18 protein-coding genes are annotated in these 23589 nt (G+C 59.7%); 15 read left to right on the top strand and 3 right to left on the bottom strand.

Annotated elements, in window-relative coordinates; genetic code table 11:
• Positions 1-178: 178 nt before the first annotated feature.
• Positions 179-1171: an AraC family transcriptional regulator gene (locus QRN20_RS22550; protein ID WP_285361244.1), complete on the bottom strand. Its 993-nt coding sequence runs from the start codon at positions 1169-1171 to the stop codon at positions 179-181.
• Positions 1172-1740: 569 nt separating this feature from the next.
• Here QRN20_RS22550 and QRN20_RS22545 point away from each other — a divergent pair.
• The 5 genes from QRN20_RS22545 to QRN20_RS22525 all read left to right on the top strand — a co-directional run bounded on the left by QRN20_RS22545 (position 1741) and on the right by QRN20_RS22525 (position 6600).
• Positions 1741-3051 (top strand): MFS transporter, encoded by a 1311-nt coding sequence (locus tag QRN20_RS22545; protein ID WP_082654296.1) that lies wholly within the window; start codon positions 1741-1743, stop codon positions 3049-3051.
• Between the two features lie 213 nt (positions 3052-3264).
• Complete coding sequence (locus tag QRN20_RS22540; protein WP_029241245.1) at positions 3265-3846, top strand: alpha/beta hydrolase; 582 nt, start codon at positions 3265-3267, stop codon at positions 3844-3846.
• An 81-nt stretch (positions 3847-3927) separates the two neighbouring features.
• Positions 3928-4878 carry a sigma 54-interacting transcriptional regulator gene (locus QRN20_RS22535; RefSeq protein ID WP_004882786.1) on the top strand — a complete coding sequence of 317 codons (951 nt, stop codon included), beginning with the start codon at positions 3928-3930 and terminating at the stop codon, positions 4876-4878.
• A 198-nt stretch (positions 4879-5076) separates the two neighbouring features.
• Complete coding sequence (locus QRN20_RS22530) at positions 5077-5859, top strand: MetQ/NlpA family ABC transporter substrate-binding protein (protein ID WP_025994344.1); 783 nt, start codon at positions 5077-5079, stop codon at positions 5857-5859.
• 207 nt (positions 5860-6066) lie between these two features.
• On the top strand, positions 6067-6600 hold the full coding sequence (locus QRN20_RS22525; protein ID WP_029241246.1) for an REP-associated tyrosine transposase: 534 nt from the start codon (positions 6067-6069) through the stop codon (positions 6598-6600).
• 236 nt (positions 6601-6836) lie between these two features.
• Here the strand turns inward: QRN20_RS22525 and QRN20_RS22520 are convergent, their stop codons facing one another.
• A complete protein-coding gene (locus QRN20_RS22520) occupies positions 6837-9905 on the bottom strand; it encodes an autotransporter domain-containing protein (RefSeq protein WP_424510403.1) in 3069 nt (1022 codons plus the stop codon).
• Between the two features lie 311 nt (positions 9906-10216).
• Here QRN20_RS22520 and QRN20_RS22515 point away from each other — a divergent pair, with 311 nt between their 5' ends.
• The 10 genes from QRN20_RS22515 (at position 10217) to QRN20_RS22470 (ending at position 22795) form a co-directional block, all read left to right on the top strand.
• Positions 10217-11113: a TauD/TfdA dioxygenase family protein gene (locus QRN20_RS22515; RefSeq protein ID WP_285361239.1), complete on the top strand. Its 897-nt coding sequence runs from the start codon at positions 10217-10219 to the stop codon at positions 11111-11113.
• Between the two features lie 13 nt (positions 11114-11126).
• Entirely contained in the window at positions 11127-11993 is an 867-nt protein-coding gene (locus QRN20_RS22510; RefSeq protein WP_043306508.1) for an ABC transporter ATP-binding protein, read from the top strand.
• 80 nt (positions 11994-12073) lie between these two features.
• On the top strand, positions 12074-12940 hold the full coding sequence (locus QRN20_RS22505) for an ABC transporter permease (protein ID WP_029241250.1): 867 nt from the start codon (positions 12074-12076) through the stop codon (positions 12938-12940).
• A gap of 45 nt (positions 12941-12985) precedes the next feature.
• Positions 12986-14005: an ABC transporter substrate-binding protein gene (locus QRN20_RS22500; RefSeq protein ID WP_122428622.1), complete on the top strand. Its 1020-nt coding sequence runs from the start codon at positions 12986-12988 to the stop codon at positions 14003-14005.
• Between the two features lie 726 nt (positions 14006-14731).
• Entirely contained in the window at positions 14732-14944 is a 213-nt protein-coding gene (locus QRN20_RS22495; RefSeq protein WP_029244310.1) for a DUF6124 family protein, read from the top strand.
• 125 nt (positions 14945-15069) lie between these two features.
• The gene (locus QRN20_RS22490; protein ID WP_122414045.1) at positions 15070-16149 is read left to right on the top strand and encodes an RHS repeat-associated core domain-containing protein; all 1080 of its coding nucleotides are present in this window, start codon (positions 15070-15072) and stop codon (positions 16147-16149) included.
• A 200-nt stretch (positions 16150-16349) separates the two neighbouring features.
• A complete protein-coding gene (locus QRN20_RS22485; protein ID WP_122413116.1) occupies positions 16350-17384 on the top strand; it encodes an RHS repeat-associated core domain-containing protein in 1035 nt (344 codons plus the stop codon).
• 124 nt (positions 17385-17508) lie between these two features.
• On the top strand, positions 17509-18627 hold the full coding sequence (locus QRN20_RS22480) for an efflux RND transporter periplasmic adaptor subunit (protein WP_058432191.1): 1119 nt from the start codon (positions 17509-17511) through the stop codon (positions 18625-18627).
• Entirely contained in the window at positions 18624-19694 is a 1071-nt protein-coding gene (locus tag QRN20_RS22475) for an efflux RND transporter periplasmic adaptor subunit (RefSeq protein WP_004882764.1), read from the top strand. Before QRN20_RS22480 ends, QRN20_RS22475 begins: the two co-directional genes overlap by 4 nt.
• Positions 19691-22795, top strand: coding sequence for an efflux RND transporter permease subunit (locus QRN20_RS22470; RefSeq protein WP_029241240.1), 3105 nt, complete (start codon positions 19691-19693; stop codon positions 22793-22795). The genes QRN20_RS22475 and QRN20_RS22470 overlap by 4 nt, the downstream gene beginning before the upstream one ends.
• Before the next feature lie 159 nt (positions 22796-22954).
• Here QRN20_RS22470 and QRN20_RS22465 read toward each other — a convergent pair whose 3' ends face one another.
• Positions 22955-23581: a class I SAM-dependent methyltransferase gene (locus QRN20_RS22465; RefSeq protein ID WP_029241239.1), complete on the bottom strand. Its 627-nt coding sequence runs from the start codon at positions 23579-23581 to the stop codon at positions 22955-22957.
• Positions 23582-23589: the final 8 nt, after the last annotated feature.

Here is a 23589-nt window from a genome sequence, read left to right as displayed (position 1 = left end):
ATCAGCGCCAGGACTCAGCCTTCACCCACGTCGCGATCTGCGGTGTTCATGACATTGCGGTACAAAAGCACATCAGTGCCTCTGCCTCACTGGGTTGCCAAATGACTTGTGTATAACGATGAGTGCTCTGCGTGGGCATGCAGCCTATGACGCTCCGCGTCACATCAACAAATGATCATCAGCGCATCAAGTCACTTCGGTACTGCCCCGGCGTCATGCCGGTCCAGCGCTTGAAGGCGCGGCTCAGGCTGTCGGTGTCGGCGAAACCCAGCAGGTAGGCGACCTCGCTCAACGAGCTGTGCGGGTCGCTCATGTGCATCAGCGCCAGGTTCTGGCGGCACTGATTGAGCAGTAAATCATAGCGGCAGCCTTCGTCGGCCAGGTGCCGTTGCAGGCTGCGCGGGGTCAGGTGCAGGGCTTCGGCGATGCTCTCGGCCGAGGGTTCGCCGTCCGGCAGTAGAGTTTCGATGGCCGAGCGCACACGCTGCTCCCAGATCAGCGATGGCAAGGGTTCTGCGCTGGGCATCTGTTCGGTCAGCACGATCGGGTTTTCGTCCAGGTGACTGTCAAAGTCGTCGCAGGCAAATTCCAGCCGATTCTCCGACGCCGAGAAAAACAGCGGCGCTCGAAACAGTTCATGCCAGGGCTGCGGGTTTTCAGGTTGTGGACGTTGCAGGTGAATGGCCAGCGGTGCGTAGTTCCTGCCCAGCCGGTTGCGGCAGGTGCGCACATAAATGGCGGCGAAGGCATCCAGCAGTTCATGGGGCGTTGACAGGCAGGACGCGGGCGCAGCAAAGCGGAATTCGTAACGCTCGCCCGCAGGTCTGAAGTCCAGCTCCAGCGAATCTTCAGCCATCGAGTGATAGCGCACGATGCGTTCGAAAACCTCGCGCAATGAGCCGCTGGCCACCAGCGTGTAGCCCAATGCATGAAAACTGGTGGGGCTGACAAAGCGCGAGACCCGTAAACCCAGCGCCGGATCGCCACTGGCCTGCACAGCCAGTTGCCAGAGCTTCGCGGTGGCGCTCGCTGCGAAGCTGGCCTCGGGATCATTGAGCCGCTGCGTATCGATTCCCGCTGCCTGGCACAAGTCGTCACTGTTCAGGCCAAGCGCATCCAGTTGCTTGCGCAGCGAACGGGTCCAGCTGGCGAGGCTGCTTGGCTCAGGCATGCGGGCGACCCTTCCTGTCTTCGATTGGCATTCAACGTCGGTCTTTGCCGACAAGGCATCAATGGGCAACTCCTTTGCCTGACGCTGCCTCCAGAGAATGGAAGCTTTTGTGACACTTTTGCAAGTGCTGCCTGACTGAATGCAGGGCGTTGCACGCAATGGCAATCGGCTGTGCGCGAAAACCTCTTGTCATCGTATGACTGGCTTCTGGCTGCTCAGCTCGCCGAGTGATTTTTCTATTGAGAACGTTGCTCACAGCCGAGTTCGGCATTTGACACGCTCATGGCAAATGACTATAAATGCGCCATGTTGTACGACAACGTATCGCTTTCAAAAATTACAACCATAAAAATAATTCAAAGAGTAACAAAGCTCATGTCCAGCGCTCATATCCCGCCTAGGGATCACTCAATATGGTGCGAAAAATACGGGAAAAACCCCGTAATCCGCTCATTGTGCATGCATAAAACCTTTTCAGCTTCAGTAACCTGACGTTACAAAATCCAGCCGCCCCTCGGTCAAGGCTGCGGGACGCTCGTCGCCAATCCAAGAATAAGCAGGGTGAAGAGATGAAAGTAAAAGGCATTCGGTGGTGGATGGTCGGGCTGGTCACAGCCGGTCTGGTCGTCAACTACCTCGCTCGCAATACATTGTCTGTCGCAGCGCCGACGCTCATGAGTGAGCTGAGCATCTCAACCGAGCAGTACGCACACATCGTGGTTGCCTGGCAGATGTGCTACGCCCTGATGCAGCCGGTTGCCGGCTATATCATCGACGCCATCGGCACCAAGATGGGTTTTGCGATCTTTGCCGTGGCCTGGTCTGGAGCTTGCGCGGCGGCGGCGTTTGCCACCGGCTGGCAGAGTCTTGCGATCTTTCGCGGTCTGCTCGGCTTGACCGAGGCAGCCGGGCTGCCTGCTGGCGTCAAGGCCACCACCGAATGGTTTCCGGCCAAGGAGCGCTCGGTCGCCATCGGCTGGTTCAATATCGGGTCGTCCTTCGGTGCCTTGCTGGCGCCACCGCTGGTGGTGTGGGCCATCCTGCACAGCGGCTGGGAGCTGGCGTTCCTGATCGTCGGCGGACTGGGCATTATCTGGAGCGGCCTGTGGTTGCTGCTGTACAAGCACCCACGTGATCAGAAACGCCTGAGCGACACCGAGCGTGATTACATCCTCAGCGGTCAGGAAGCACGTCTCAAGGACGCTCCGGCGCAGAAGGGCAGCTGGAAAAAACTGTTCAGGAATCGCAACTTCTACGCCATCGCCTCGGCGCGGATCCTCTCCGAGCCTGCCTGGCAGACCTTCAATGCCTGGATTCCGCTGTACCTGATGACCGAGCGGCACATGAACATCAAGGAAGTCGCGATGTTTGCCTGGCTGCCCTTTCTGGCGGCAGACATCGGCTGCGTACTGGGCGGCTACCTCAGCCCGCTGTTTCACAAGTACTGCAAGGTTTCGCTGTTCACCTCGCGCAAGATGGTGATGCTTTTCGGCTGCTTCTGCATGATCGGCCCGGCGTGCATCGGGCTGGTTGCAAGCCCTTACACCGCCATCGCGCTGCTGTGCATCGGTGGCTTCGCCCACCAGACCCTGTCGGGCGCGCTGTACTCCATCACCTCGGACTCGTTCGGCAAAAACGAAGTCGCAACGGCCACCGGTATGGGCGGCATGTTTGGTTTTCTCGGTGCAGCGGCGTTCACCATGGTGTTCGGTGTGCTGGTCACCAAGATCGGCTACAGCCCGCTGTTCGTCGTGCTGGCGATCTTCGACATCATTGCAGCCTTTGTGGTGTGGACGGTGGCACGTGAAGTCACCCAGAAAGACGATCCGCTGATCGTGGATGACATCGTACCGGGCACACGTTCCGTTCCAGCCACCTGATGCGGCGTCGCACAGTTGTCACAAAGACTGGTTAACCTTCGCTCAATCTAGTTTTTTATTCAGGGCCGTTCCTTCAAGGCAGGGAGCGGTCCTTTTTTTGCCTCGAGCTTTATATTCTTTTTGGGAATTAATAAATATCTTCTTATTCCTTAACGAATATATGTTCCATCCCTATACTCGCCCCATGAACGCATACGTGCAGGAGGCGAATCCATGCATAACGAGTCGATCCGGTATCTGATCCTGCCAGGATGGCAGGGATCCCCTGAGAATCACTGGCAAACCCACTGGCAGAACAGTCTGCCCAATAGCGCGCGCGTCGAACAGGCCGACTGGCTCAAGCCGCGCCGTGAAGACTGGGTGGGTGAATTGCAGCGCACCATTGCTGCACAAGACACGCCCGTGATCCTGATCGCTCACAGCCTGGGTTGCGTCACCGTTGCGCATTGGGCGCAACTGGCTCCGCTGGAGACGCTGCGTCAGGTGCAGGGCGCACTGCTGGTCGCGCCTGCCGACGTGGATCGCCCGAACTGCCCGCCTGCGTTGCGCAATTTCTCACCGATACCCACCGACCTGCTGCCGTTCCCGACCCAGATTGTCAGCTCCGACAACGATCCGGCCGTCAGCTCGCAACGCGCGCTGGAAATGGCCCGTCACTGGGGCGCTGAACTGGGCTTTCTGAGCGAGGCCGGGCACATCAACGTCAAGTCCGGCCATCAGCGCTGGGAGCAGGGTTTCGCGTATCTGTACCGTCTGCAAAATCGTCTGGAGCAACACGCGCGTCGTCGCGCATGACCGGATTGCCTTGTATTGCGGGCCATCCGGCCCCGTTTTTTTAACGCCTGAGACCGTGAGCGGCTCGGGCGGGAGTGCGTCATGAGCCTTCACGAAACCTTCGGTCAGCCGCTGCTGACCTTCCCCGATTCCGACAAAAGCCCACTGAGCATTCGTGCCAAGGCGCTGGTCTTCATCGACCCGCGTTCGCGCCAGTTGCGCGAAGAGATGGAGTTGCTGGCGCCGCGTTCGCTGCCTGTGCTGATACGCGGTGAGTCGGGAACGGGCAAGGAGTTGCTGGCACGGCATATTCATCGCGGCAGTGATCGCTCCGGCCTGTTCGTATCCGTGAATTGCGGCGCCATCAGCCCGACCTATGCCGACGCCGAGCTGTTTGGCTACGCGGCAGGCGCACACAGCGGCTCGGTCAGCAGCCGCGCAGGCTGGTTCGGTTCGGCCAATGGCGGCACCCTGTATCTGGACGAAATCGGCGACTTGCCGCTGCCCATTCAAGTGAAGTTGCTGGCGGCGCTGGAAAATCATGAAGTCACCCGTGTCGGTGCGCATCAGCCAAGCCCTGTGGACGTGCGATTGGTGGCAGCCACCAGTATCGATCTGGCGCAGGCCGTGGCGGCCGGGAAATTCAATGAGCGGCTCTACCATTACCTGCGCGAAGGCAAGCTCGACCTGCCAGCGCTGCGCGAGCAGCCCGGCAACATCCTGCCGTTGGCCGAGTATTTCGTCGGCATCTACAGCCAGCGTCTGAACCTGCCTGTCCAGTTGGTCAGCGAGGCCGCGCAGAAAACGCTGGAAGCCTATAGCTGGCCGGGCAATACCCGTGAGCTTGAAAACGTCATCCATTTTGCGTTGTTGGTCAGCCAGGGTGACGAGATCCAGCCCGAAGACATCCACCTGCCCGAACTTGCCAGCCCGCTGAAACAGATCGAGCATCAGGCTCGCAGGCTGCTCGCCGAAAACAACCCCGGCCAGCTTGCGGCACTCAGGCAGTTACTGGAAACGGTCGCGGACCGACTTGAGCAAAACCCGGCATAACCCTTGTTGCAGAGCGCTGCTAATGAGGTGGAAGACGCCTTCGAGAAAAAAAGCATAAGCATTTGCTTAAAAAGTATTTTCTCGGAATAACAAATCTCGGTAATGTCCACATGATGTCGCAGCACGGGATAGCGCCGCGGCAAACCACTGAAAAGGCGTCATTTTTTGTGACGCTCACGGATTCGCTAAGGACATTGCATGAAAAAGACGTTGTTGATGACCGCTCTGGCGGCTGCTTTCTCGATTGGCCTGGCGCACGCCGGTGAAAAACTGGTCGTGGGCGCCACGCCTGTGCCGCACGCGGAAATCCTTGAGCTGATCAAGCCGACCCTGGCCAAGGAAGGTGTGGACCTGGAAATCAAGGTCTTCACTGACTACGTTCAGCCGAACGTGCAATTGAGCGAGAAGCGTCTGGACGCCAACTACTTCCAGACCAAGCCTTACCTGGATGGCTTTAATAAAGGGAAGGGCACCAACCTGGTGACAGGTGTTGGCGTACACGTCGAACCGTTCGGCGGCTACTCGAAAAAGTACAAGAGCATTGCCGACTTGCCTGAAGGCGCAACCGTTGCCATTCCGAACGAAGGCAGCAACGCCGGTCGCGCACTGCTCCTGCTGCAGAAGAACGGTCTGATTACCCTGAAAGACCCGACCAACGCACTGGCTACGCCGAAAGACATCGCCACCAACCCGAAGAAACTGAAATTCCGCGAACTGGAATCGGCCGTACTGCCGCGTGCACTGGGTCAGGTTGACCTGGCGTTGATCAACACCAACTACGCGCTGGAAGCCAAACTCAATCCGCAGAAAGACGCCCTGATCATCGAGGGTGCCGATTCGCCGTACGTGAACTTCCTGGTCACCCGCGAAGACAACGCCAACAGCGACGCCATCCAGAAACTGTCCAAGGCCCTGACCAGTCAGGAAGTCAAAGACTTCATCAACAAGAAGTACGACGGCGCGGTACTGCCCGCGTTCTGATTGTTGATCGTGGGAACGATCAGTGTGCTTGAGACCCCTGATCGTTCCTCACGCTCCGCGTGGGAATGCCTCTCAGGACGCTCCGCGTCCCGGCGTAGGCTCGAAGCTGAACAAAACCTCGTAACACCTTGCTCGTTCTTCTCTCGTGGAAATGGACGTTAGCCTTGTGTCATCAGACTCCCCGTCTGCTGACTCAAGGACGAATCGATGGCCCGAAGCCGCTACACCATCACTGAACCTGACAAACCTCATTTCCTGACGTGCACGATTGTGGAGTGGCAGCCCTTATTCACTCGGCCTGAATGGGTGGGCATTCTGTTGGACGCGTGGCGTTATCAGCAGAATGAGCAGGGAATGCAACTGTTCGGGTATGTGATTCTGGAGAATCATCTGCACTATGTGGCTCAGGCACAAGATCTGGGCAGTTGCGTTCGCAGCTTCAAATCCTTCACCGCGAGACGGATCGTCGATCACTTGGAGAGAAACAACGCAGAGCGTGTGCTTGAGCGATTACGCTTTACGAAACGTGCGTATAAGACCGACAGGGTTTATCAGGTCTGGCAGGAAGGCACCCACGCAGAGGTCATCTGGAGTGAGGACGTGATGCGGCAGAAACTCGACTACATCCACCACAACCCGGTGAAACGGGGGTACGTAGATGTCAGTGAGCACTGGCGATACTCAAGTGCCCGGGATTATAAGGGACAGGTTGGTTTGATCGATGTCCAGCGCTGGTATTGACCGCCCGACATCGCGCCCGCGACGCGCTTGGGTCACATTCAAGAGCGGACGCGGAGCGTCCCGAGAGGCATTCCCACGCGGAGCGTAGGAACGATCATCACACGATATTGATCGTGCTCATGCTCTGCGTGGGCATGCAGCCCGGGACGCTCTGCGTCCCATTCTGGAGCGGACGCAGAATGATGTGGCCTAATCATTCCTGGCTTTTGACTGCCGAATAACAGTCAGCCGACCTCTCAAAACGCCAGCGTCACCCGCGCATTCAGCGCCTGATCGGTCGTGTCGCTGCCGATCTGTCCGTTGTAGCTCACGCCCACGCTCAGCGTTTCACTCAATCCCAGGTCCACACCCGCGCCCAACACTGCTGCGTTACGCGCAATCGGTGCGCCGGACAGTGCGAAGGTGTCGCCGCCGCTAAAGGCTGCGCGGCTTTCAGGTGTCACGTCGCCGAATGCACGGCGCCAGCCGACGGTGGCGTTGGGTTTGACGTCGACGCTGCCTACGTTCATGTGCGTGGCTGCCCGCAGGCCGAGAGTGCTGAACGTGACGTGGTTTTCCTCGGACTTGTTGCGCAGGCTGATGGCGTTGCTGTTTTCGTCGAAGCCGTCGGTGTCCAGCCTTACGTGGGCGAGGTTGGCGAAGGGTTCGAGCTGCGCGTTGCCCAGTTCGATGGCATAGCCGAGTTCACCGAATACCTGATTGGTCGCCGCCTGATAATCCTGCTTGAAGCGCTCGGAAGAGCCCGGCAGGTCCAGCGTGCGCTTGGACGTCAGGTCATGCCAGGTCCGCACGGCGCCCAGACGCAGGCCCAGTTGGCCCCATTTTGCGCCGCCATAGATACCCAAGTGATAGTTGTCACTGTCGCTGGAGCCAGACGCATGGCGCAGGTCGAAGCTGCTGCGGCTGAAACCGGCCAGCGCACCGACGCGCCAGGTGTCGTTGACCGGCACGTCGGCACCGAACAACAGGCCGCTGGTGTGGCTGTCCAGACCCGAAGCGTCATCCGTGCTGTCGGTCTTGCCGGTTGCGCCAATGGCCTGCGTCCAGACCAGACCGCGCGAGGCATCGCCTGCCAGGGTTTGCGAAGCACCGCCGGATGCTTGCGCCGATTGTGATTGCTGCAGGCGGTCAGCGATGGCGTTGCGCACCAGACGGCTGTCTTCGATCAGCGCAGACTGAGTCGAGGCATGCAGTTCGTTGGACAGCGCGTTGAAGGTGGCTTGTGCCGTTGCCGCATCGGCCTGTACGACACTTCTCCACAACGCGTTGCCTGCGCCTGCGCTGTCCAGGCCCTGAGCCACGGCTCGTGCATTGCGGCTGGTCGCCAGGCTGGCGAAGCTTTGCGCGTTGCGATCAAGCGTCAGGCCGACATCGGTCGCGGTGTAATTGAGGGTGGGCGTCAGGAACGCGAAGTTCGACTGTACGTTGTTGAACGTACCGCTGATGCCGCCCGCTGCCGAGAGAATCGAGTAACGGCTTGCTGCGACCCAGTTGCCGCCCTCGACCAATGAAACGGTGGCGTTGTTCAGTGTGGCGCGGCCTGTGGCGACGATGCGGTCGGCATTGCCAGCCGCATCTGACTCGACCTGATAGACCGAGCCCTGTGCGAAGTTGACGTTGCCGTTGACGTTCAACTGGCCCACCGAGTTGCCTGGAGCAACCACGCCACCCGACGCAGCGTTGATACCGCCCACCGAGCCATTGCCGCCCAGCACTGCACCTGAGTTCACGGTCACGACCGAGTTGCCGAGGTTGCCGTTCACCGCCAGTCGCCCGGCCTGCACGGTTGTTGCGCCGGACAGACTGCTGTTGCCCGTCAGGTTCAGCGAGCCTGCGCCCTGTTTGATCAATGCGCCGTTGCCGGTAATGGCGTTGCTGAAGTTGTCATTGGTCGACTGATCGAGCACCAGCGTCGCATTGTCGGTGATCGTCCCGCTGCCGAACGACTGGGCGTGACCGGTCAGGACGCCGCCGTTGATCACAGTGCCGCCCGAGTAGGTGTTGTTGCCGGTGAGTATCAGGTTGCCAGTGCCGTTCTTGATCAGGCCGCCTGTGCCCGAGATGTCGTTGCGCCAGGCGTCGATGGCGTTGTATCCGCCTTGGCTGGCGTTCATGTTGACCGTGACATTGGAGTTGAACGCGGCATAACCGTCACCTGCGGCGTACAGGTTCAAACGGCCGTAGCCATTGGACTGATCGATCACTGCGTAACCCGAAGAAATCTCGGTGGTGCCCAGAATCTCGCGGCGCTGGCTGGCGTCCAGGTACGGGAAGCGGGTTTCCAGCAGCACTTCAGCGTTGACCGGCACCACGGGCGCAAGGTTGGTCGGGCCGACCGGGCTGAAACCGTAGGTCATGCGTGAGGTGTACAGCGCCTTGTCCTGCGCGTGCTGGGACGTGCGGTCGGTAGCCGGATCGATCTTCGCCATGCAGTTATTCACGTCGCCGCCACACTGCGCGGTGAAGTACGCCAGCGCCTGGGCACGGGCATCGGCGCGCAGCTGGGTGTTGGCCGGGTTGGACAGGTTGTCGATGGCGAAATAAGTGGCCGTGATGCGCCCGCCCATCACGTCGAAGGGCGAGTGCATGCCGGCTTCGATGCGGTTGTCGCCAATGTCCGAGGCACGCAGCATCAGTTCGCTGTAGCGCTCGGGAATCGCGTAGGCGAGGGCGATGGACGACAGGTACGCGGCGTTGGTATGGCCGCTCGGGAAGCCCGCATCGCTGGCAGGCGTGGTGCTCTTGGCGGGGCGCAGGGACGGCTGCACCACGAACTCCAGGTTCTGGCCGTCCAGCGTCTGACGCCAAGGACGTGGGTACTGATAATGGGATTTGGCTGGTGTGGTGGACGCGTCGTTACGCACCGCGCCGACCAGATCGACCACCTTGCCCAGCGCCGAAGCCGAACTGCCCGCGCCGTTGCCCTTGTCGTCGTATTTGACGGTCTTGTTGGTGTCGTCGAACTGGGTAATCGTGGTGAAGGCGCCGGAACCTGCCTTGTACGCATCGCTCAACGAGCCCAGGCCGCTGATGGCGCTGTAGCTCTGGTCGCGACGGTCATCGAAATACGCGGCGGTTTCCTGCGCAAGCGTGCGCGAGTTGGCGCGGTCGAGCACCAGTTGCAGGTTGCGCCTGAGCAGGCTCTGACCCAGCGCGGTCGGCGTGCCGGTGTCCCAGGTTGGACCGGTTGTCCACAGAGTGTTATAGCCGGACAGCAAGTCAACGCCGTTGATGCGGTCATCCCCTGACCTGCCTGCTGCGTGTACCGAAACTGCAAGCAGCGAAAGTATCAACGTCGATACCATGACATGGGCGGTGGGTTTGACGCTCGGCATATTGCTGTCCTGCACGCAATTGAAAGAAGGCGCTGACGCTAACAAGCCGTTCTTACAACTGGATGTATCGTGCGTGACACATTTGTGTGAGCCGATCAGGTTCCAGATTCACGCTCGTTCCTACGCTCCGCGTGGGAATGCCGCTCAGGACGCTCCGCGTCCGGCGTCCGGCTGCGCGCTATCCCATTCCGCGCTATGCATATTCCTAAACGGTATTTAAATTCAGTTTCTTATAGCTATACAGTTCTCCTTCTCAGCCACATTCTGGAGTCGGAGTTCTCATGCCCGCAGCCTCCCTCGCTTCATCGTCTGCCCCTGTGGCCTCGCAATCGTTCGACGTGCGTCCATTCGCCGAAAAGGTGGGCGCTGAAATCGTCGGGCTGGATTTGTCCCGGCCATTGAACGACGCTGACTTTGCGCGCGTTCATCAGGCGCATCTCGATTACCACGTCATCGTGTTCCGCGACCAACACATCACGCCTCAACAGCAGATCGATTTCAGCCGCCGTTTCGGCGTGCTGCAGATCCACGTGCTCAAGCAGTTCCTGTTGGCCAACCACCCGGAAATCCTGATCGTCTCCAACATTGTCGAGAACGGTCAGCCGGTCGGTCTGGGCGACGCTGGCAAGTATTGGCATTCGGACCTCTCGTACAAGGAACTGCCGAGCCTGGGCTCGATGCTGTATGCGCAGGAGCTGCCCAGCGAGGGCGGCGATACGTTGTTCGCGAACATGCATCAGGCCTGGGACACGCTGCCGCAGCACCTGCGCGATGCGGTCGAAGGGCGGTCTGCCGTTCACAGCTATACCGCGCGCTATTCAGAGGGCCATAACGCCGTCAACTGGCGTCCGACCCTGACCCCAGAGCAACTGGCGCAGGTCGTGGAAGTCAGCCATCCCATCGTGCGGACCCACCCTGAAAACGGTCGCAAGGCGTTGTTTGTCAGTGAAGGTTTCACCACGCGCATTCTGGGCCTGCCGGAAGACGAGAGCCGCCAGATTCTCAACGAAATCTACGCGCACAGCGTTCGCCCCGAGCATATCTATCGCCATCAGTGGCAGCCCAACGACATGGTGTTCTGGGACAACCGCTCGCTGATCCATCTGGCGGCGGGCTGCCCGGCGCACCTGCGACGCAAGCTGCACCGCACGACCATTCAAGGCTCCGCGCCGTTCTGATGGAGAACCGTTCATGAATGCTGCTCTGCAAGGCCACACGGCCAGCCAGAACACGACCTCTTACGTCCCTGAAGCCTTGCTGCAGGTTCGTGGTGTCAGCCTTGAGTACCGCACGCCCGAGCGGGTGGTGCGGGCGACGCATCAGGTCAGCTTCGAGGTCGATCCGGCGGACCGCTTCGTCCTGCTCGGCCCATCGGGCTGTGGCAAGTCCACACTGCTCAAGGCTGTGGCGGGTTTCATCCGGCCCAGCGAAGGCGAAATCCGGCTGGCAGGCAATCAGGTGCGCGAGCCCGGCCCTGACCGCATCGTGGTGTTTCAGGAGTTCGATCAGTTACCACCGTGGAAAACCGTGATCGAGAACGTCATGTTTCCGCTGCTGGCGTCGCGCACCTTGAAGCGTCCAGAGGCGTTGGAGCGTGCGCGTTATTACCTGGAGAAGGTCGGACTCAGCGCCTTTGCCGATGCTTATCCACACACCTTGTCCGGCGGCATGAAAGCGCGTGTGGCCATCGCCCGGGCGCTGGCGATGCAGCCCAAAATCCTGTTGATGGACGAACCCTTCGCCGCACTCGATGCCCTGACGCGTCGCAAGATGCAAGAAGAGTTGCTGGAGCTGTGGGACGAAGTGCGCTTCACCCTGTTGTTCGTCACCCATTCCATCGAAGAAGCGCTGGTGGTGGGCAATCGCATTCTGCTGTTGTCGCCACATCCCGGACGCGTGCGTGCCGAGATCAACAGCCATCAGTACGACCTGAAAAGCCTCGGCGGCGTCGGTTTTCAACAGACTGCGCAGCGTATCCACCGCCTGTTGTTCGATGAGGGCGAGGCGGGGCAGGTCGATGAAGAACTGAATTTTCAGGACATCCGGATCGCGTACTGATCGTTGCTGATCGAGCCGACGCAGAGCATGGGCACGATCAGAACAGGCGCTTCCCCCAAGCAATCAGGTAACCGAACACCATGAGCCTCGCACCTCCCGCTCGCGAAGAATACGAAGTCACGCTGCAGCCTTTCACTCAGGAAGACCTGGCCCGCGACCTGCCGTTGGCCCAACGCATCTGGCAACTGAGCTGGGTGCGCAAGACCGTGATCATGATCGCGCTGGCCGTGATCTGGGAACTCGCTGCGCGTCTTCAGAACAACGACCTGCTGCTGCCCAGCTTTTTGCAGACCGCCGCCGCGTTCTACGACGGCATCGTCAGTGGAGAGCTGCCGGGCAAGGTCTGGATTTCCCTGACTGTGTTGATCCAGGGTTACCTGATCGGCATCGTCCTGGCGTTCGGCCTGACCACGCTTGCGGTGTCCACCCAGTTGGGGCGCGACCTGCTCGGCACGTTGACCGCCATGTTCAACCCGCTTCCCGCCATCGCGCTGTTGCCCTTGGCGCTGCTCTGGTTCGGACTGGGGCAGAACAGCTTGATTTTCGTGCTGGTGCATTCGGTGCTGTGGGCGCTGGCGCTCAATACCTACGCGGGCTTTCTGGGTGTTTCCGAAACCCAGCGCATGGCGGGGCGCAACTATGGACTGAAAGGATTGCGCTTTGTCTGGCACATCCTGATTCCAGCGGCGCTGCCGTCGATTCTGGCGGGCCTGAAAATTGGCTGGGCATTCGCCTGGCGCACGCTGATCGCCGCCGAGCTGGTGTTTGGTGCCTCTTCCGGCAAGGGCGGGCTGGGCTGGTACATCTTCCAGAACCGCAACGAGCTGTACACCGACAAGGTGTTTGCCGGGCTGGCCGCCGTGATCCTGATCGGCCTGCTGGTGGAGAACCTGCTGTTCGCCAACATTGAGCGCCTGACCGTCAAGCGCTGGGGCATGCAGCGCTGAAACAAACTACCCAACGACTTTTAGAACGACTATAGCGAGCACTCCATGGCAACTCCTTTCAAGCGTCCGGTGCTGACTGCGCTGGCGGCAACAATCGGTCTGTTCGGTGCATTGATCAGCGGCGGCGCACAGGCAGAAGGCAAGATCAGCATCGCCCAGCAATTCGGCATCGGTTACCTGATTCTCGACGTGGTGCGTGATCAGAAACTGATCGAAAAACACGGCAAGGAGCAGGGGCTCGACATCAAGGTCGACTGGAACAGCATCTCCGGCGCCACGGCCATGAACGAGGCGTTGCTGGCCGGTGCGCTGGACGTTGTGTCGGCTGGTGTGCCGCCGATGCTGACGGTCTGGGACCGCACCAAGGGCAAGCAGAACGTCAAGGCCATCGCCTCGCTGGGATCGATGCCCAACTACCTGCTGACCAATAATCCCGACGTGAAGACGATCAAGGATTTCACCGACAAGGACCGCATCGCCGTGCCTGCGGCGGGCGTGGGTTTCCAGTCGCGTACCTTGCAGATCGAAACCGCCAAGGTGTTCGGTAACGACAACTACAAGAAATTCGACAACATCTCGGTCAGCCTCGCGCACCCTGACGCCACGGCGGCGCTGATCGCGGGTGGTTCGGAAATCAACTCGCACTTCTCCAGCCCGCCGTTCCAGTACCAGGCGCTGGAAAACCCGAACGTGCATAAAGTGCTCAGCTCGTATGACGTGTTGGGCGGTCAGGCCACGTTCAACGTGCTCTACACCACCGAGAAATTCCACGACGAGAACCCCAAGACCTACAAAGCGTTCTACGACGCATTGGCCGAGGCCGAGAAGATCATCAAGGCCGACAAACCAGCGGCGGCGCAGACCTACATCCGCGTCGAGCAATCGAAGCTGCCGTTGCCGCTGGTCGAGAAGATCGTCTCCGACCCTGAAATCGACTTCACCATCACCCCGCAGCGCACCTTCATCTACGCCGAAAAGCTGCATGAGCTGGGCGTGTTGAAGAACAGGGCGGCGAGCTGGAAGGACTACTTCTTCGAAGAAGCGCAGAGTGGCGCGGGGAGTTGATACAAGTGTCTGGCGACGCTATGCGTCACCGCACGGCCGGACGCGGAGCGTCCTGAGCGGCGTTACCACGCAGAGCGTGGGAACGATCAGCGATCTCAAGCACACTGATCGTGCCCATCGCTCTGCGCTCATTGTTATACACAAGTCGCGATGAGCATCTGGCGCGGGCACGATTCCGGTCGTAGGAGCGGACCGGGCGGCGTTCCGTTTGTCCGCGAAAGCAGGTGCAGCCGACGAAGATGCAGCGTCTGAAACATGGTATTCGCGGACAAGTCCGCTCCCACTTTCGGATACCGCATTCATTCAGGTCGATTTGTGTATAACGATGAGTGCTCTGCGTGGGCATGCATCTCCGGACGCTCTGCGTCCGATATGTTGTGGCGGATGTGTAACCTGAGCTAACGAAAATCTGCTTTTGAAGGACCATTCTTTCAGGTCTTTCCCTTTCACAAGTACGAACTTTCCTAGAAAATCCCAGGCCCTTGTGCGCATGAATTCTGGACACTAGGCTGCGTCGGTCGCTGAGTTTCAGCGGTCGGGTTTAGCAGCCTGTCCATGGATAACAAGTGTCGCGAGTGTCGCTTTATGGCGGCTTTGCGTGGGGCACCTTCGGGTGCGCCGGTCAATGCGCTTGTTCCTGCCGGTCTGCTAACCCGTGTCAAAGCCGCCACCCTTGTTCGTTTAGCAGCGAGCAATCGGTGGCTTCGTTAGCTAAAGGAATAAGCAATGATAAACTCCACCCCAGCCCCACCCCACACCTCCCTCGAAGAAACCCTGATCCAGGTCAGCGACATCCTGCGCTGCGCCTCCGCCGCTGCCTATGAATCCGGCGACGCCCTCAACGGCGCGAAACGCGACCTGGCATTCTCGGTGGTCCATCTGATCGACATCGCCAGAGCCCGGCTCGATCGCTCGCTGGACGATGTAGCCGCACCTTGAGCTGAAGCCAACCTGATACTTCTGCCAGTAGCCGATACGTGTCTGGCAGTTCAGTGTAACGGTGTGAGCGAGATTCAGCCTGCTCGCACCGATGCTCTACATATCAAACCGGGTAGGTGTCTGACATGGCTCATAAAACAACTTTCTGCCTCTACCGCTACGACCCGCTGGACAGGCTTGCCACCCGCACCCCTCTCGCCGAAGCCATTTCAAAGGTGTTCTACAAGGCTGGCTTAATCGTCACTGAAACCCAGGGCGGCGCACAGCGCAGTTTCTTTCAGCACAATCGCCAATTGCTGGCCTGCCGAACAGTTGTCGGCAAGTCCTCCAGCGTGTCATTGACGACCAATGATCTGCAAAACAGCGTGCTCAGTGCAGTGAAAGTTGATCAGACAGACGCTTTTGTCTACACGCCTTACGGTCACTATCAGCCAGCACATCACCTGCCGGGGTTCAACGGCGAGCGGCCCGATCCGATCACTGGCCATTATCTGCTGGGTAATGGTTATCGTGCCTATAACCCGGTGTTGATGCGCTTCAATGGCACGGACGACCTTAGCCCGTTTGGCAAGGGGGGCTTGAATGCCTATGCGTACTGTGCAGGAGACCCGGTCAACAGGAGTGATCCGAGCGGTCATGTAAACATGGTGAGCGCGTTGAAGGGGGGATGGAGCCGTCTGACACGTAAAGTACCTGAAGTGCCGGGTCTCAAAAGTAATGTGGAACTGCTCAGCCTGCCTAGACGGCTGTCCCTTGAACCACAAGTGACATTGACTGATATGCCAGTTGAGGTTTTTGCCAGGATTCAACGCTACCTAAGCGTAAAAGATATCTCAAAGATATCGAAGGTCCCAGAGCTGAATGCCTTGGTGAGTGAGGCCTCTGATGTAAATTTTTTGAAGTACATGCGCAGCAAGACTGTCGTTCGCACGGCCAAAGGCATCCGGTTTGAGACTGAGTTGGAAAAAATCCAAATGGCGCACTTGAGTGCAGCTCCAGGCACTCTAAGTTCGGAAGCACGTCGGGTTATCAGCGAGACAGCAGCAGCAGAACTGGCAAGGCAAAATATGCTACATAAAAGAGCTGAACACCTGGCCAGAGCCGTGCGAAGTGGCTCCAGAGATTCGATCACCACTGTCAGTTCATCGGGCTCTCAGGACGTCTGGCTTGAGCGGTGGGCATACAACAGCGACTTCTCTGAATAGGTGTAACCGCAGCCATTTATTCACTGACGTCCAAGGTGGCCAGTTGAGTTTCCCATCAATGCCCGTCGTGCCTGAAGCTGCGGAAAACCTGACAGTTCTGCGAGTAGCCGATAGGCGCCCGGCGGTTCAGTATCACGGTGTGAGCAAGGCCAGCCTGCTCGCACCGATGCTCTGCATATCAAACCGGGTAGGCGTCTGACATGGCTCATAACACAACTTTCTGCCTCTACCGCTACGACCCGCTGGACAGGCTTGCCACCCGCACCCCTCTCGCTGAAGCCATTTCAAAGGTGTTCTACAAGGCTGACGTACTCGTCACTGAAACCCAAGGTGGTGTACAGCGCAGTTTCGTTCACCACGACCGCCGGCCGCTGGCCCAACAGACGCTTGTTGGCACATCTGTCGACACCTTGCTGACGGCCGCGGATCAGCAGCACAGCGTACTGAGTGCCTTGTCAGCCGCGCAGCAACAGGCCATTGCGTATAGCCCCCATGGTCATCGAGCGCCGCTGAATCATCTTCCCGGTTTCAATGGCGAACAGCCTGACCCGGTAACCGGCCATTATCTGCTGGGTAACGGTTATCGTGCCTATAACCCCGTTTTGATGCGCTTCAACAGCCCAGACAGTCTGAGCCCGTTTGGCAAGGGTGGTTTGAATGCCTACGCCTACTGCGCCGGGGATCCGGTCAACAGGAATGATCCGAGCGGGCACGAACTTATCGATACGTTGATTTCAGTGTTTTATATCGCTGCGGGTTTGGCTACGGCAGGGATCGGTCTGGCGATAGCAAGACCCTCGTTCAAGGCGGTGTTCAAAGGGGTAAAAGTAAAACCTGCGACTGCTGACGTCGGTCGGCAGTCTCTCCCTCTCAGAAGAAATGCCAACACTACCGAGAAACTTTCCGCCGGTGTCGCAGCAGGCGCGATAACGACCGGCCTCATGTGGGGCGCTGCGTTTACTGTCAAAAATGTGGACCCTGATTCGCCAGTCCATCGCCCCCTGGCTGCAATAGCCCTGGCTATGAGCCTGACTACGCTCGGGTTTCGTGGCTTTGCTTTTGCGCGTTCCAGAGTCGCAGCAAGGCCGGCTCCTTCGACGCCGATTCCAGCCCCGGCTTCAAACACACCCTCCAGACGCAGCATCGGTATTCAGACAGACAGCATCCGCAGTCGGGCTTCAAGCGTGCGTTCAAATGTGCCTGATCAGAACGAGATGCAAGATACCAGGCTCTGACACCGCTACATCCGTAATATAGGCATGCCCCTCCAAGGAACCCTCCCGCACGTCAACAGTCGCATGTTCACGTTGTTCTCTCGTGATCCCACGCTTGCACCCGGCATCCGCAAAAGGAGTCTGCATGCCCGTTCGTCCTTCAAATGTGTTTACGCTCGGCCTTGCCGCTGCCCTTGCAGTGCTGGTCGGCTGCGGCGAGGAAAAACCGGCAGCGCCTGAATTGCCCCGCGTGTACGTGCAACCGGTGAAAACCGCCGAGTTCGCCGCCAGCGTGGCGCTGACCGGCGATATCCAGGCACGGGTGCAGACGCAGCTTTCGTTCCGGGTCAACGGCAAGATCATTCAGCGCAACGTGGATGTCGGCGACCGGGTCAAGGCGAACCAGGTACTGGCACGGCTCGATCCCAAGGATCTGCAGATCAATGTCGACTCTGCGCAGGCGTCCGTCGCGGCCGAGCAGGCACGTGTCAGTCAGACCCGCGCCGCTTTTGTCCGCCAGCAGAAGCTGCTGCCCAAGGGTTACACCAGCCAGAGTGAATACGACTCCGCACAGGCGGCCCTGCGTGGCAGCGAGAGTTCGCTGAAAGCCGCTCAGGCGCAACTGGCCAACGCCCGCGAGCAACTGAGTTACACCGCCCTCGTGGCAGAGGCACCAGGGGTGATCACTGCACGTCAGGCCGAGGTTGGGCAGGTGGTGCAGGCTACGGTGCCGATTTTCGATCTGGCGCGTGATGGCGAGCGCGATGCGGTATTCAACGTCTACGAATCCCTGTTCGTGCAGCCGCCGGGCGACGAGCCGGTGCAGGTGACGCTGCTCGACAACCCGACTATCAAGGTCAGCGGCAAGGTGCGTGAGGTGACGCCAGCGGTGTCGGCGCAAACCGGCACCCTGCAGGTCAAGATCGCGCTGGACCCGCTGCCTGAAGGCATGGACCTGGGTTCGGTGGTCAGCGTTGCGTTGAGCAAACCGGCCAGCGCCAGCGTCGAGCTGCCGTGGTCGGCGCTGACCAAGGACCTTGGCGAGCACCTCGGCAAACCTGCCGTATGGGTCGTGGACGAGCAGGGCAAGGCCAATCTGCGCCGTGTCACGGTTGCACGCTACCTGACCTCCCACGTGATCATCAGTGATGGCCTCAAGGGTGGAGAGAACGTGGTGATCGCTGGCGGCCAGTTGCTGCACCCGGACATGCAGGTGGAAATCGCCGATCAACCCGAGCCACAGAATGCCAAGGTGCAACCATGAAGCGTTTATCGTGCGTTGTACTGAGTGGCTTACTTCTGGCAGGTTGCGGCAAAGATGAAGCGCCGCCCGAGCCGGTGCGGCCGGTGGTGTTCGTTGAAGCGAAACCTGAGTCGATGGAGGATTTCGGACGCTTTGCCGGCAATATCGAGGCGCGCTACCAAAGCGTGCTGGGCTTTCGTGTGTCGGGCCGTATCGCGAGTCGGCACGTGGACGTGGGCAGTGAAGTGAAAAAGGGCGATCTGCTCGCGACCCTCGATCCCACCGATCAGCAGAACAATGTGCGTGGTCGTCAGGGTGATCTGGCCAATGTTCAGGCGCAGTGGATCAACGCGCAGGCCAATGCCCGCCGTCAGCAGGAACTGTTTGACCGTGGTGTCGGCGCGCAGGCGCAACTGGACATCGCGCTGACCAACCTGAAAACCGCTCAGTCGTCGCTGGATCAGGCCAAGGCTGCCGAGCAACAGGCCCGTGATCAACTGAGCTATAGCGATCTGCGCAGCGATCACGATGCGGTGGTCACTGAGTGGAAAGTCGAAGCCGGCCAGGTCGTCACGGCGGGTCAGGAAGTGGTCACATTGGCGCGTCCGGATATCAAGGAAGCGGTGATCGACATGCCAGCACAGCTGGCTGACCAGTTGCCTGACGACGTGGTGTACACCGTGGCCAGTCAGCTTGATCCGCAAGTGAACACGACCGCCACGCTGCGTGAAATCGAACCGCAACCGGATCGCTCGACCCGCACGCGCCGGGCGCGCTTTTCGCTGACCGAAACGCCGCCTGCGCTGCGTCTGGGCACGGCGATCAGCGTGACGCTCAGCTCGGCCATCGCGCCACGCATCCGCCTGCCGCTCAATGCCTTGCAGGAGGTCGATGGCAAACGCCAGATCTGGGTCATTGATCCGCAGAATCAGACCGTCAACCCGAGAGTCGTCAACATCGTGAGCCAGGATGACAGCAGCTTTCTGCTGGCTGGCGGCGTGAGCGCTGGAGAAAAAGTGGTCAGTGCGGGCGTCAACAGCCTCAAGCCGGGGCAGAAAGTCAAAGTCGATGAGGAAAGCCCGCGATGAAAGGGAATTTCAATCTGTCCGAGTGGGCGCTCAAGCACCAGTCGTTTGTCTGGTACCTGATGTTCGTTGCGCTGTTGATGGGCGTTTTCTCCTACATGAAGCTGGGGCGTGAAGAGGATCCGTCCTTCACCATCAAGACCATGGTCATCCAGACCCGCTGGCCGGGCGCGACCGTGGACGAAACCCTGGAACAGGTGACCGACCGCATCGAGAAAAAACTCGAAGAGCTGGACTCCCTGGACTACGTGAAGAGTTACACCCGGCCGGGCGAATCGACGGTCATGGTTTTCCTGCGTGACACCACCAGCGCCGAGGCGATACCGGAAATCTGGTATCAGGTGCGCAAGAAGATCGACGACATTCGTGGGCAATTTCCTCAAGGGCTGCAGGGTCCAGCGTTCAACGACGAATTCGGTGACGTGTACGGTTCGATCTATGCGTTCACGGCCGACGGGTTCTCGATGCGGCAATTGCGCGACTACGTCGAGAAGGTCCGCGTCGATATCCGCTCGGTGGAGGGGTTGGGCAAGGTCGAGATGGTCGGCCAGCAGGACGAAGTCATTTACCTGAACTTCTCGACCCGCAAACTGGCGGCCCTCGGGCTGGATCAACGGCAGGTCGTGCAGAGCCTGCAATCGCAGAACGCCGTGACGCCTGCGGGCGTGATCGAAGCCGGACCGGAGCGGATTTCCGTGCGCACTTCGGGGCAGTTCGCGTCCGAGAAAGACCTGGCCGCGGTCAACCTGCGGCTCAATGATCGCTTCTACCGTTTGAGCGACATTGCCGACATCACCCGTGGTTACACCGATCCGCCCAAACCGCTGTTTCGCTACAACGGCAAGCCTGCCATCGGCCTGGCCATTGCAATGAAGAAGGGCGGCAATATTCAGGCGTTCGGCAAGGCGCTGCATGAACGCATGGACGCCACGACCGCCGAACTGCCGGTCGGCGTTGGCGTGCACAAGGTGTCGGATCAGGCCGAAGTGGTGGACAAGGCGGTGGGTGGCTTCACCAGCGCCTTGTTCGAAGCGGTGATCATCGTGCTGGTGGTCAGCTTCATCAGCCTTGGTGTGCGTGCCGGTCTGGTGGTGGCGTGTTCCATTCCGCTGGTGCTGGCGATGGTGTTCGTGTTCATGGAATACAGCGGCATCACCATGCAGCGGATTTCCCTCGGCGCGTTGATCATCGCCCTCGGTCTGTTGGTGGACGACGCGATGATTACTGTGGAAATGATGGTCACGCGGCTGGAAATGGGCGAGACCAAGGAGCAGGCAGCGACCTATGCCTACACCTCGACTGCGTTCCCGATGCTGACCGGCACGCTGGTAACAGTGGCGGGCTTCGTGCCGATTGGCTTGAACAACAGTTCTGCCGGGGAGTACACCTTCACGCTGTTTGCCGTGATCGCGGTGGCGATGCTGGTGTCCTGGGTTGTGGCCGTGCTATTTGCGCCGGTGATCGGCGTTCACATTCTGAGCAGCAACATCAAGCCCAAATCCGAAGAACCGGGCCGCGTCGGCCGGGCGTTCAACAGCAGCATGATCTGGGCCATGCGTCATCGCTGGCTGGCGATTGGCATCACACTGGCGCTGTTCGCTGCGTCGCTGTTCTCGATGCAGTTCGTGCAGAGCCAGTTCTTCCCGTCATCCGACCGGCCGGAGATTCTGGTCGACCTGAACCTGCCGCAGAACGCCTCGGTCAATGAGACGCGCAAGGTGGTGGATCGCTTCGAGGCAAGCCTCAAGGACGACCCGGACATCGAGCGCTGGAGCACTTACATCGGCCAGGGCGCATTGCGTTTTTACCTGCCGCTGGACCAGCAACTGGAAAACCCGTTCTACGCCCAGCTGGTGATTGTCAGCAAAGGTCTGGAAGAGCGTGGCGCGCTGACGGCACGCCTGCAGAAACGTCTGCGTGAAGATTTCGTCGGCATCGGTTCCTACGTGCAGCCACTGGAAATGGGGCCGCCGGTCGGGCGTCCGTTGCAGTATCGCGTCAGCGGCGAGGATGTCGACAAGGTGCGTCAGCACGCTATCGAACTGGCCACGCTGCTGGACCAGAACTCGCATGTGGGCGAAGTGATCTACGACTGGAACGAGCCGGGCAAGGTGCTGCGCATCGACATCAATCAGGACAAGGCGCGGCAGTTGGGGTTGTCATCCGAAGACGTTGCCAACCTGATGAACAGCGTGGTCAGCGGTTCTGCCGTGACGCAGGTACGCGACGATATTTATCTGATCAACGTGGTCGGCCGCGCCGAGGATGCTGAGCGAGGTACGCCGGAAACGCTGCAGAACCTGCAGATCGTCACGCCGAGCGGGGCGTCCATTCCGTTGCTGGCGTTTGCGACGGTGGGTTACGAGCTTGAGCAGCCACTGGTCTGGCGTCGTGATCGCAAACCGACCATCACTGTGAAAGGTGCGGTGCGCGACGAGATTCAGCCGACAGATCTGGTCAAGCAGTTGAAGCCCGAGATCGACAAATTCGCTGCCGGTCTGCCGGTGGGCTACAAGGTTGCGACCGGCGGCACTGTGGAAGAAAGCAGCAAGGCCCAGGGCCCGATTGCGAGCGTTGTGCCGTTGATGCTGTTTCTGATGGCGACCTTCCTGATGATCCAGCTGCATAGCGTGCAGAAGATGTTTCTGGTCGCCAGTGTTGCACCGCTGGGCCTGATCGGCGTGGTGCTGGCGCTCATCCCGACCGGTACGCCGCTGGGCTTTGTGGCGATTCTCGGTGTTCTGGCACTGATCGGCATCATCATCCGCAACTCGGTGATTCTGGTCACCCAGATCGACGCGTATGAGATCAGCGGGTATCTGCCGTGGGATGCCGTGGTCGAGGCCACCGAGCATCGTCGTCGGCCGATTCTGCTGACGGCTGCGGCGGCGAGTCTGGGCATGATCCCGATTGCGCGCGAAGTGTTCTGGGGCCCGATGGCTTACGCGATGATCGGCGGCATCATCATCGCCACCTTGCTGACGCTACTGTTCCTGCCTGCGCTGTATGTGGCCTGGTACCGGATCAAGGAACCGACCGATGAACAGCGTCGTGAGGCTGATGAGAAGAAGGATCATGACGGTGAACTGGCGACGGGGCACTGAGTGAGCGCCGTGCCGCCTGTGGGATCGGACGCGGAGCGTCCTGGGAGGCATTCCCACGCAGAGCGTAGGAACGATCATCAGCGACGAGCGTGGAGTGGGGGGACGATCAGTGGCTGACTTTGATCGTGCCTCACGCTCTGCGTCACATTTCCGACAGGTTCACACCCTGCGCCAGACACTCGCCAGCCAGGGCTGTTGCTCACGTGGCAGTCCGGCGGGGCGGTAGTAGTGTTCCAGTTCGGCGAATCCGGCTTCGGTCAGTAATGCTCGCCATGATTCCAGGTCGTGGTACGAGCCGTAACGTTCGCCTTGCCAGCCTTCCTGATTCTCTCCGCGCGGGTTGGAGCTGAACAACACGCCGCCCGGTTTGAGCGTGGCGCGGAGTTGCAGCAGCACGCGGGGCAGTTCCTGACGCGGGATGTGAAACAGCACGGCGTTGGCGAATATCCCGTCGAAACGTGCAGGTGGCAGGTCGAGTTCGAGGAAGTTCTGTTGCAGCACTTCGCAACCGGTCTCGGTACGCGCCATTTCGGCGAAGCGCTCGGAGCCGTCCAGCCCGACCGCAACGTGCTCCAGTGCCGTGAACGTTTTCAGATCACGTCCCGGCCCGCAGCCAAAATCCAGAATTTGCCATGGCGTCGGCCCTTCGATGTTGCGCATCAACGCGTCGATATTCTGGCTGACGTCATGGTCCCGTGTGCCTTCGCGAAAGTCGTCGGCAACGCGGTTGTAGTTGTTCAGCGTGGTTGCGGTGATCTGGTCGAGTGTCTGGGGATCGAGTTTCATCAAAGGCG

Origin of the sequence: Pseudomonas sp. fls2-241-TYG-175, from assembly GCF_030209155.1 — a bacterium.
Lineage (GTDB): Bacteria > Pseudomonadota > Gammaproteobacteria > Pseudomonadales > Pseudomonadaceae > Aquipseudomonas > Aquipseudomonas viridiflava.
The sequence above is the reverse complement of the archived record's forward strand: the minus strand, read 5'-3'. Positions and strand labels throughout refer to the sequence as shown.

Excerpts from the sequence above, each read along its gene's own strand:
- QRN20_RS22550 (WP_285361244.1), bottom strand. The coding sequence starts at position 1,171 with ATGCCTGAGCCAAGCAGCCTCGCCAGCTGGACCCGTTCGCTGCGCAAG.
- QRN20_RS22545 (WP_082654296.1), top strand. The coding sequence starts at position 1,741 with ATGAAAGTAAAAGGCATTCGGTGGTGGATGGTCGGGCTGGTCACAGCC.
- QRN20_RS22540 (WP_029241245.1), top strand. The coding sequence starts at position 3,265 with ATGCATAACGAGTCGATCCGGTATCTGATCCTGCCAGGATGGCAGGGA.
- QRN20_RS22535 (WP_004882786.1), top strand. The coding sequence starts at position 3,928 with ATGAGCCTTCACGAAACCTTCGGTCAGCCGCTGCTGACCTTCCCCGAT.
- QRN20_RS22530 (WP_025994344.1), top strand. The coding sequence starts at position 5,077 with ATGAAAAAGACGTTGTTGATGACCGCTCTGGCGGCTGCTTTCTCGATT.
- QRN20_RS22525 (WP_029241246.1), top strand. The coding sequence starts at position 6,067 with ATGGCCCGAAGCCGCTACACCATCACTGAACCTGACAAACCTCATTTC.
- QRN20_RS22520 (WP_424510403.1), bottom strand. The coding sequence starts at position 9,905 with ATGGTATCGACGTTGATACTTTCGCTGCTTGCAGTTTCGGTACACGCA.
- QRN20_RS22515 (WP_285361239.1), top strand. The coding sequence starts at position 10,217 with ATGCCCGCAGCCTCCCTCGCTTCATCGTCTGCCCCTGTGGCCTCGCAA.
- QRN20_RS22510 (WP_043306508.1), top strand. The coding sequence starts at position 11,127 with ATGAATGCTGCTCTGCAAGGCCACACGGCCAGCCAGAACACGACCTCT.
- QRN20_RS22505 (WP_029241250.1), top strand. The coding sequence starts at position 12,074 with ATGAGCCTCGCACCTCCCGCTCGCGAAGAATACGAAGTCACGCTGCAG.
- QRN20_RS22500 (WP_122428622.1), top strand. The coding sequence starts at position 12,986 with ATGGCAACTCCTTTCAAGCGTCCGGTGCTGACTGCGCTGGCGGCAACA.
- QRN20_RS22495 (WP_029244310.1), top strand. The coding sequence starts at position 14,732 with ATGATAAACTCCACCCCAGCCCCACCCCACACCTCCCTCGAAGAAACC.
- QRN20_RS22490 (WP_122414045.1), top strand. The coding sequence starts at position 15,070 with ATGGCTCATAAAACAACTTTCTGCCTCTACCGCTACGACCCGCTGGAC.
- QRN20_RS22485 (WP_122413116.1), top strand. The coding sequence starts at position 16,350 with ATGGCTCATAACACAACTTTCTGCCTCTACCGCTACGACCCGCTGGAC.
- QRN20_RS22480 (WP_058432191.1), top strand. The coding sequence starts at position 17,509 with ATGCCCGTTCGTCCTTCAAATGTGTTTACGCTCGGCCTTGCCGCTGCC.
- QRN20_RS22475 (WP_004882764.1), top strand. The coding sequence starts at position 18,624 with ATGAAGCGTTTATCGTGCGTTGTACTGAGTGGCTTACTTCTGGCAGGT.
- QRN20_RS22470 (WP_029241240.1), top strand. The coding sequence starts at position 19,691 with ATGAAAGGGAATTTCAATCTGTCCGAGTGGGCGCTCAAGCACCAGTCG.
- QRN20_RS22465 (WP_029241239.1), bottom strand. The coding sequence starts at position 23,581 with ATGAAACTCGATCCCCAGACACTCGACCAGATCACCGCAACCACGCTG.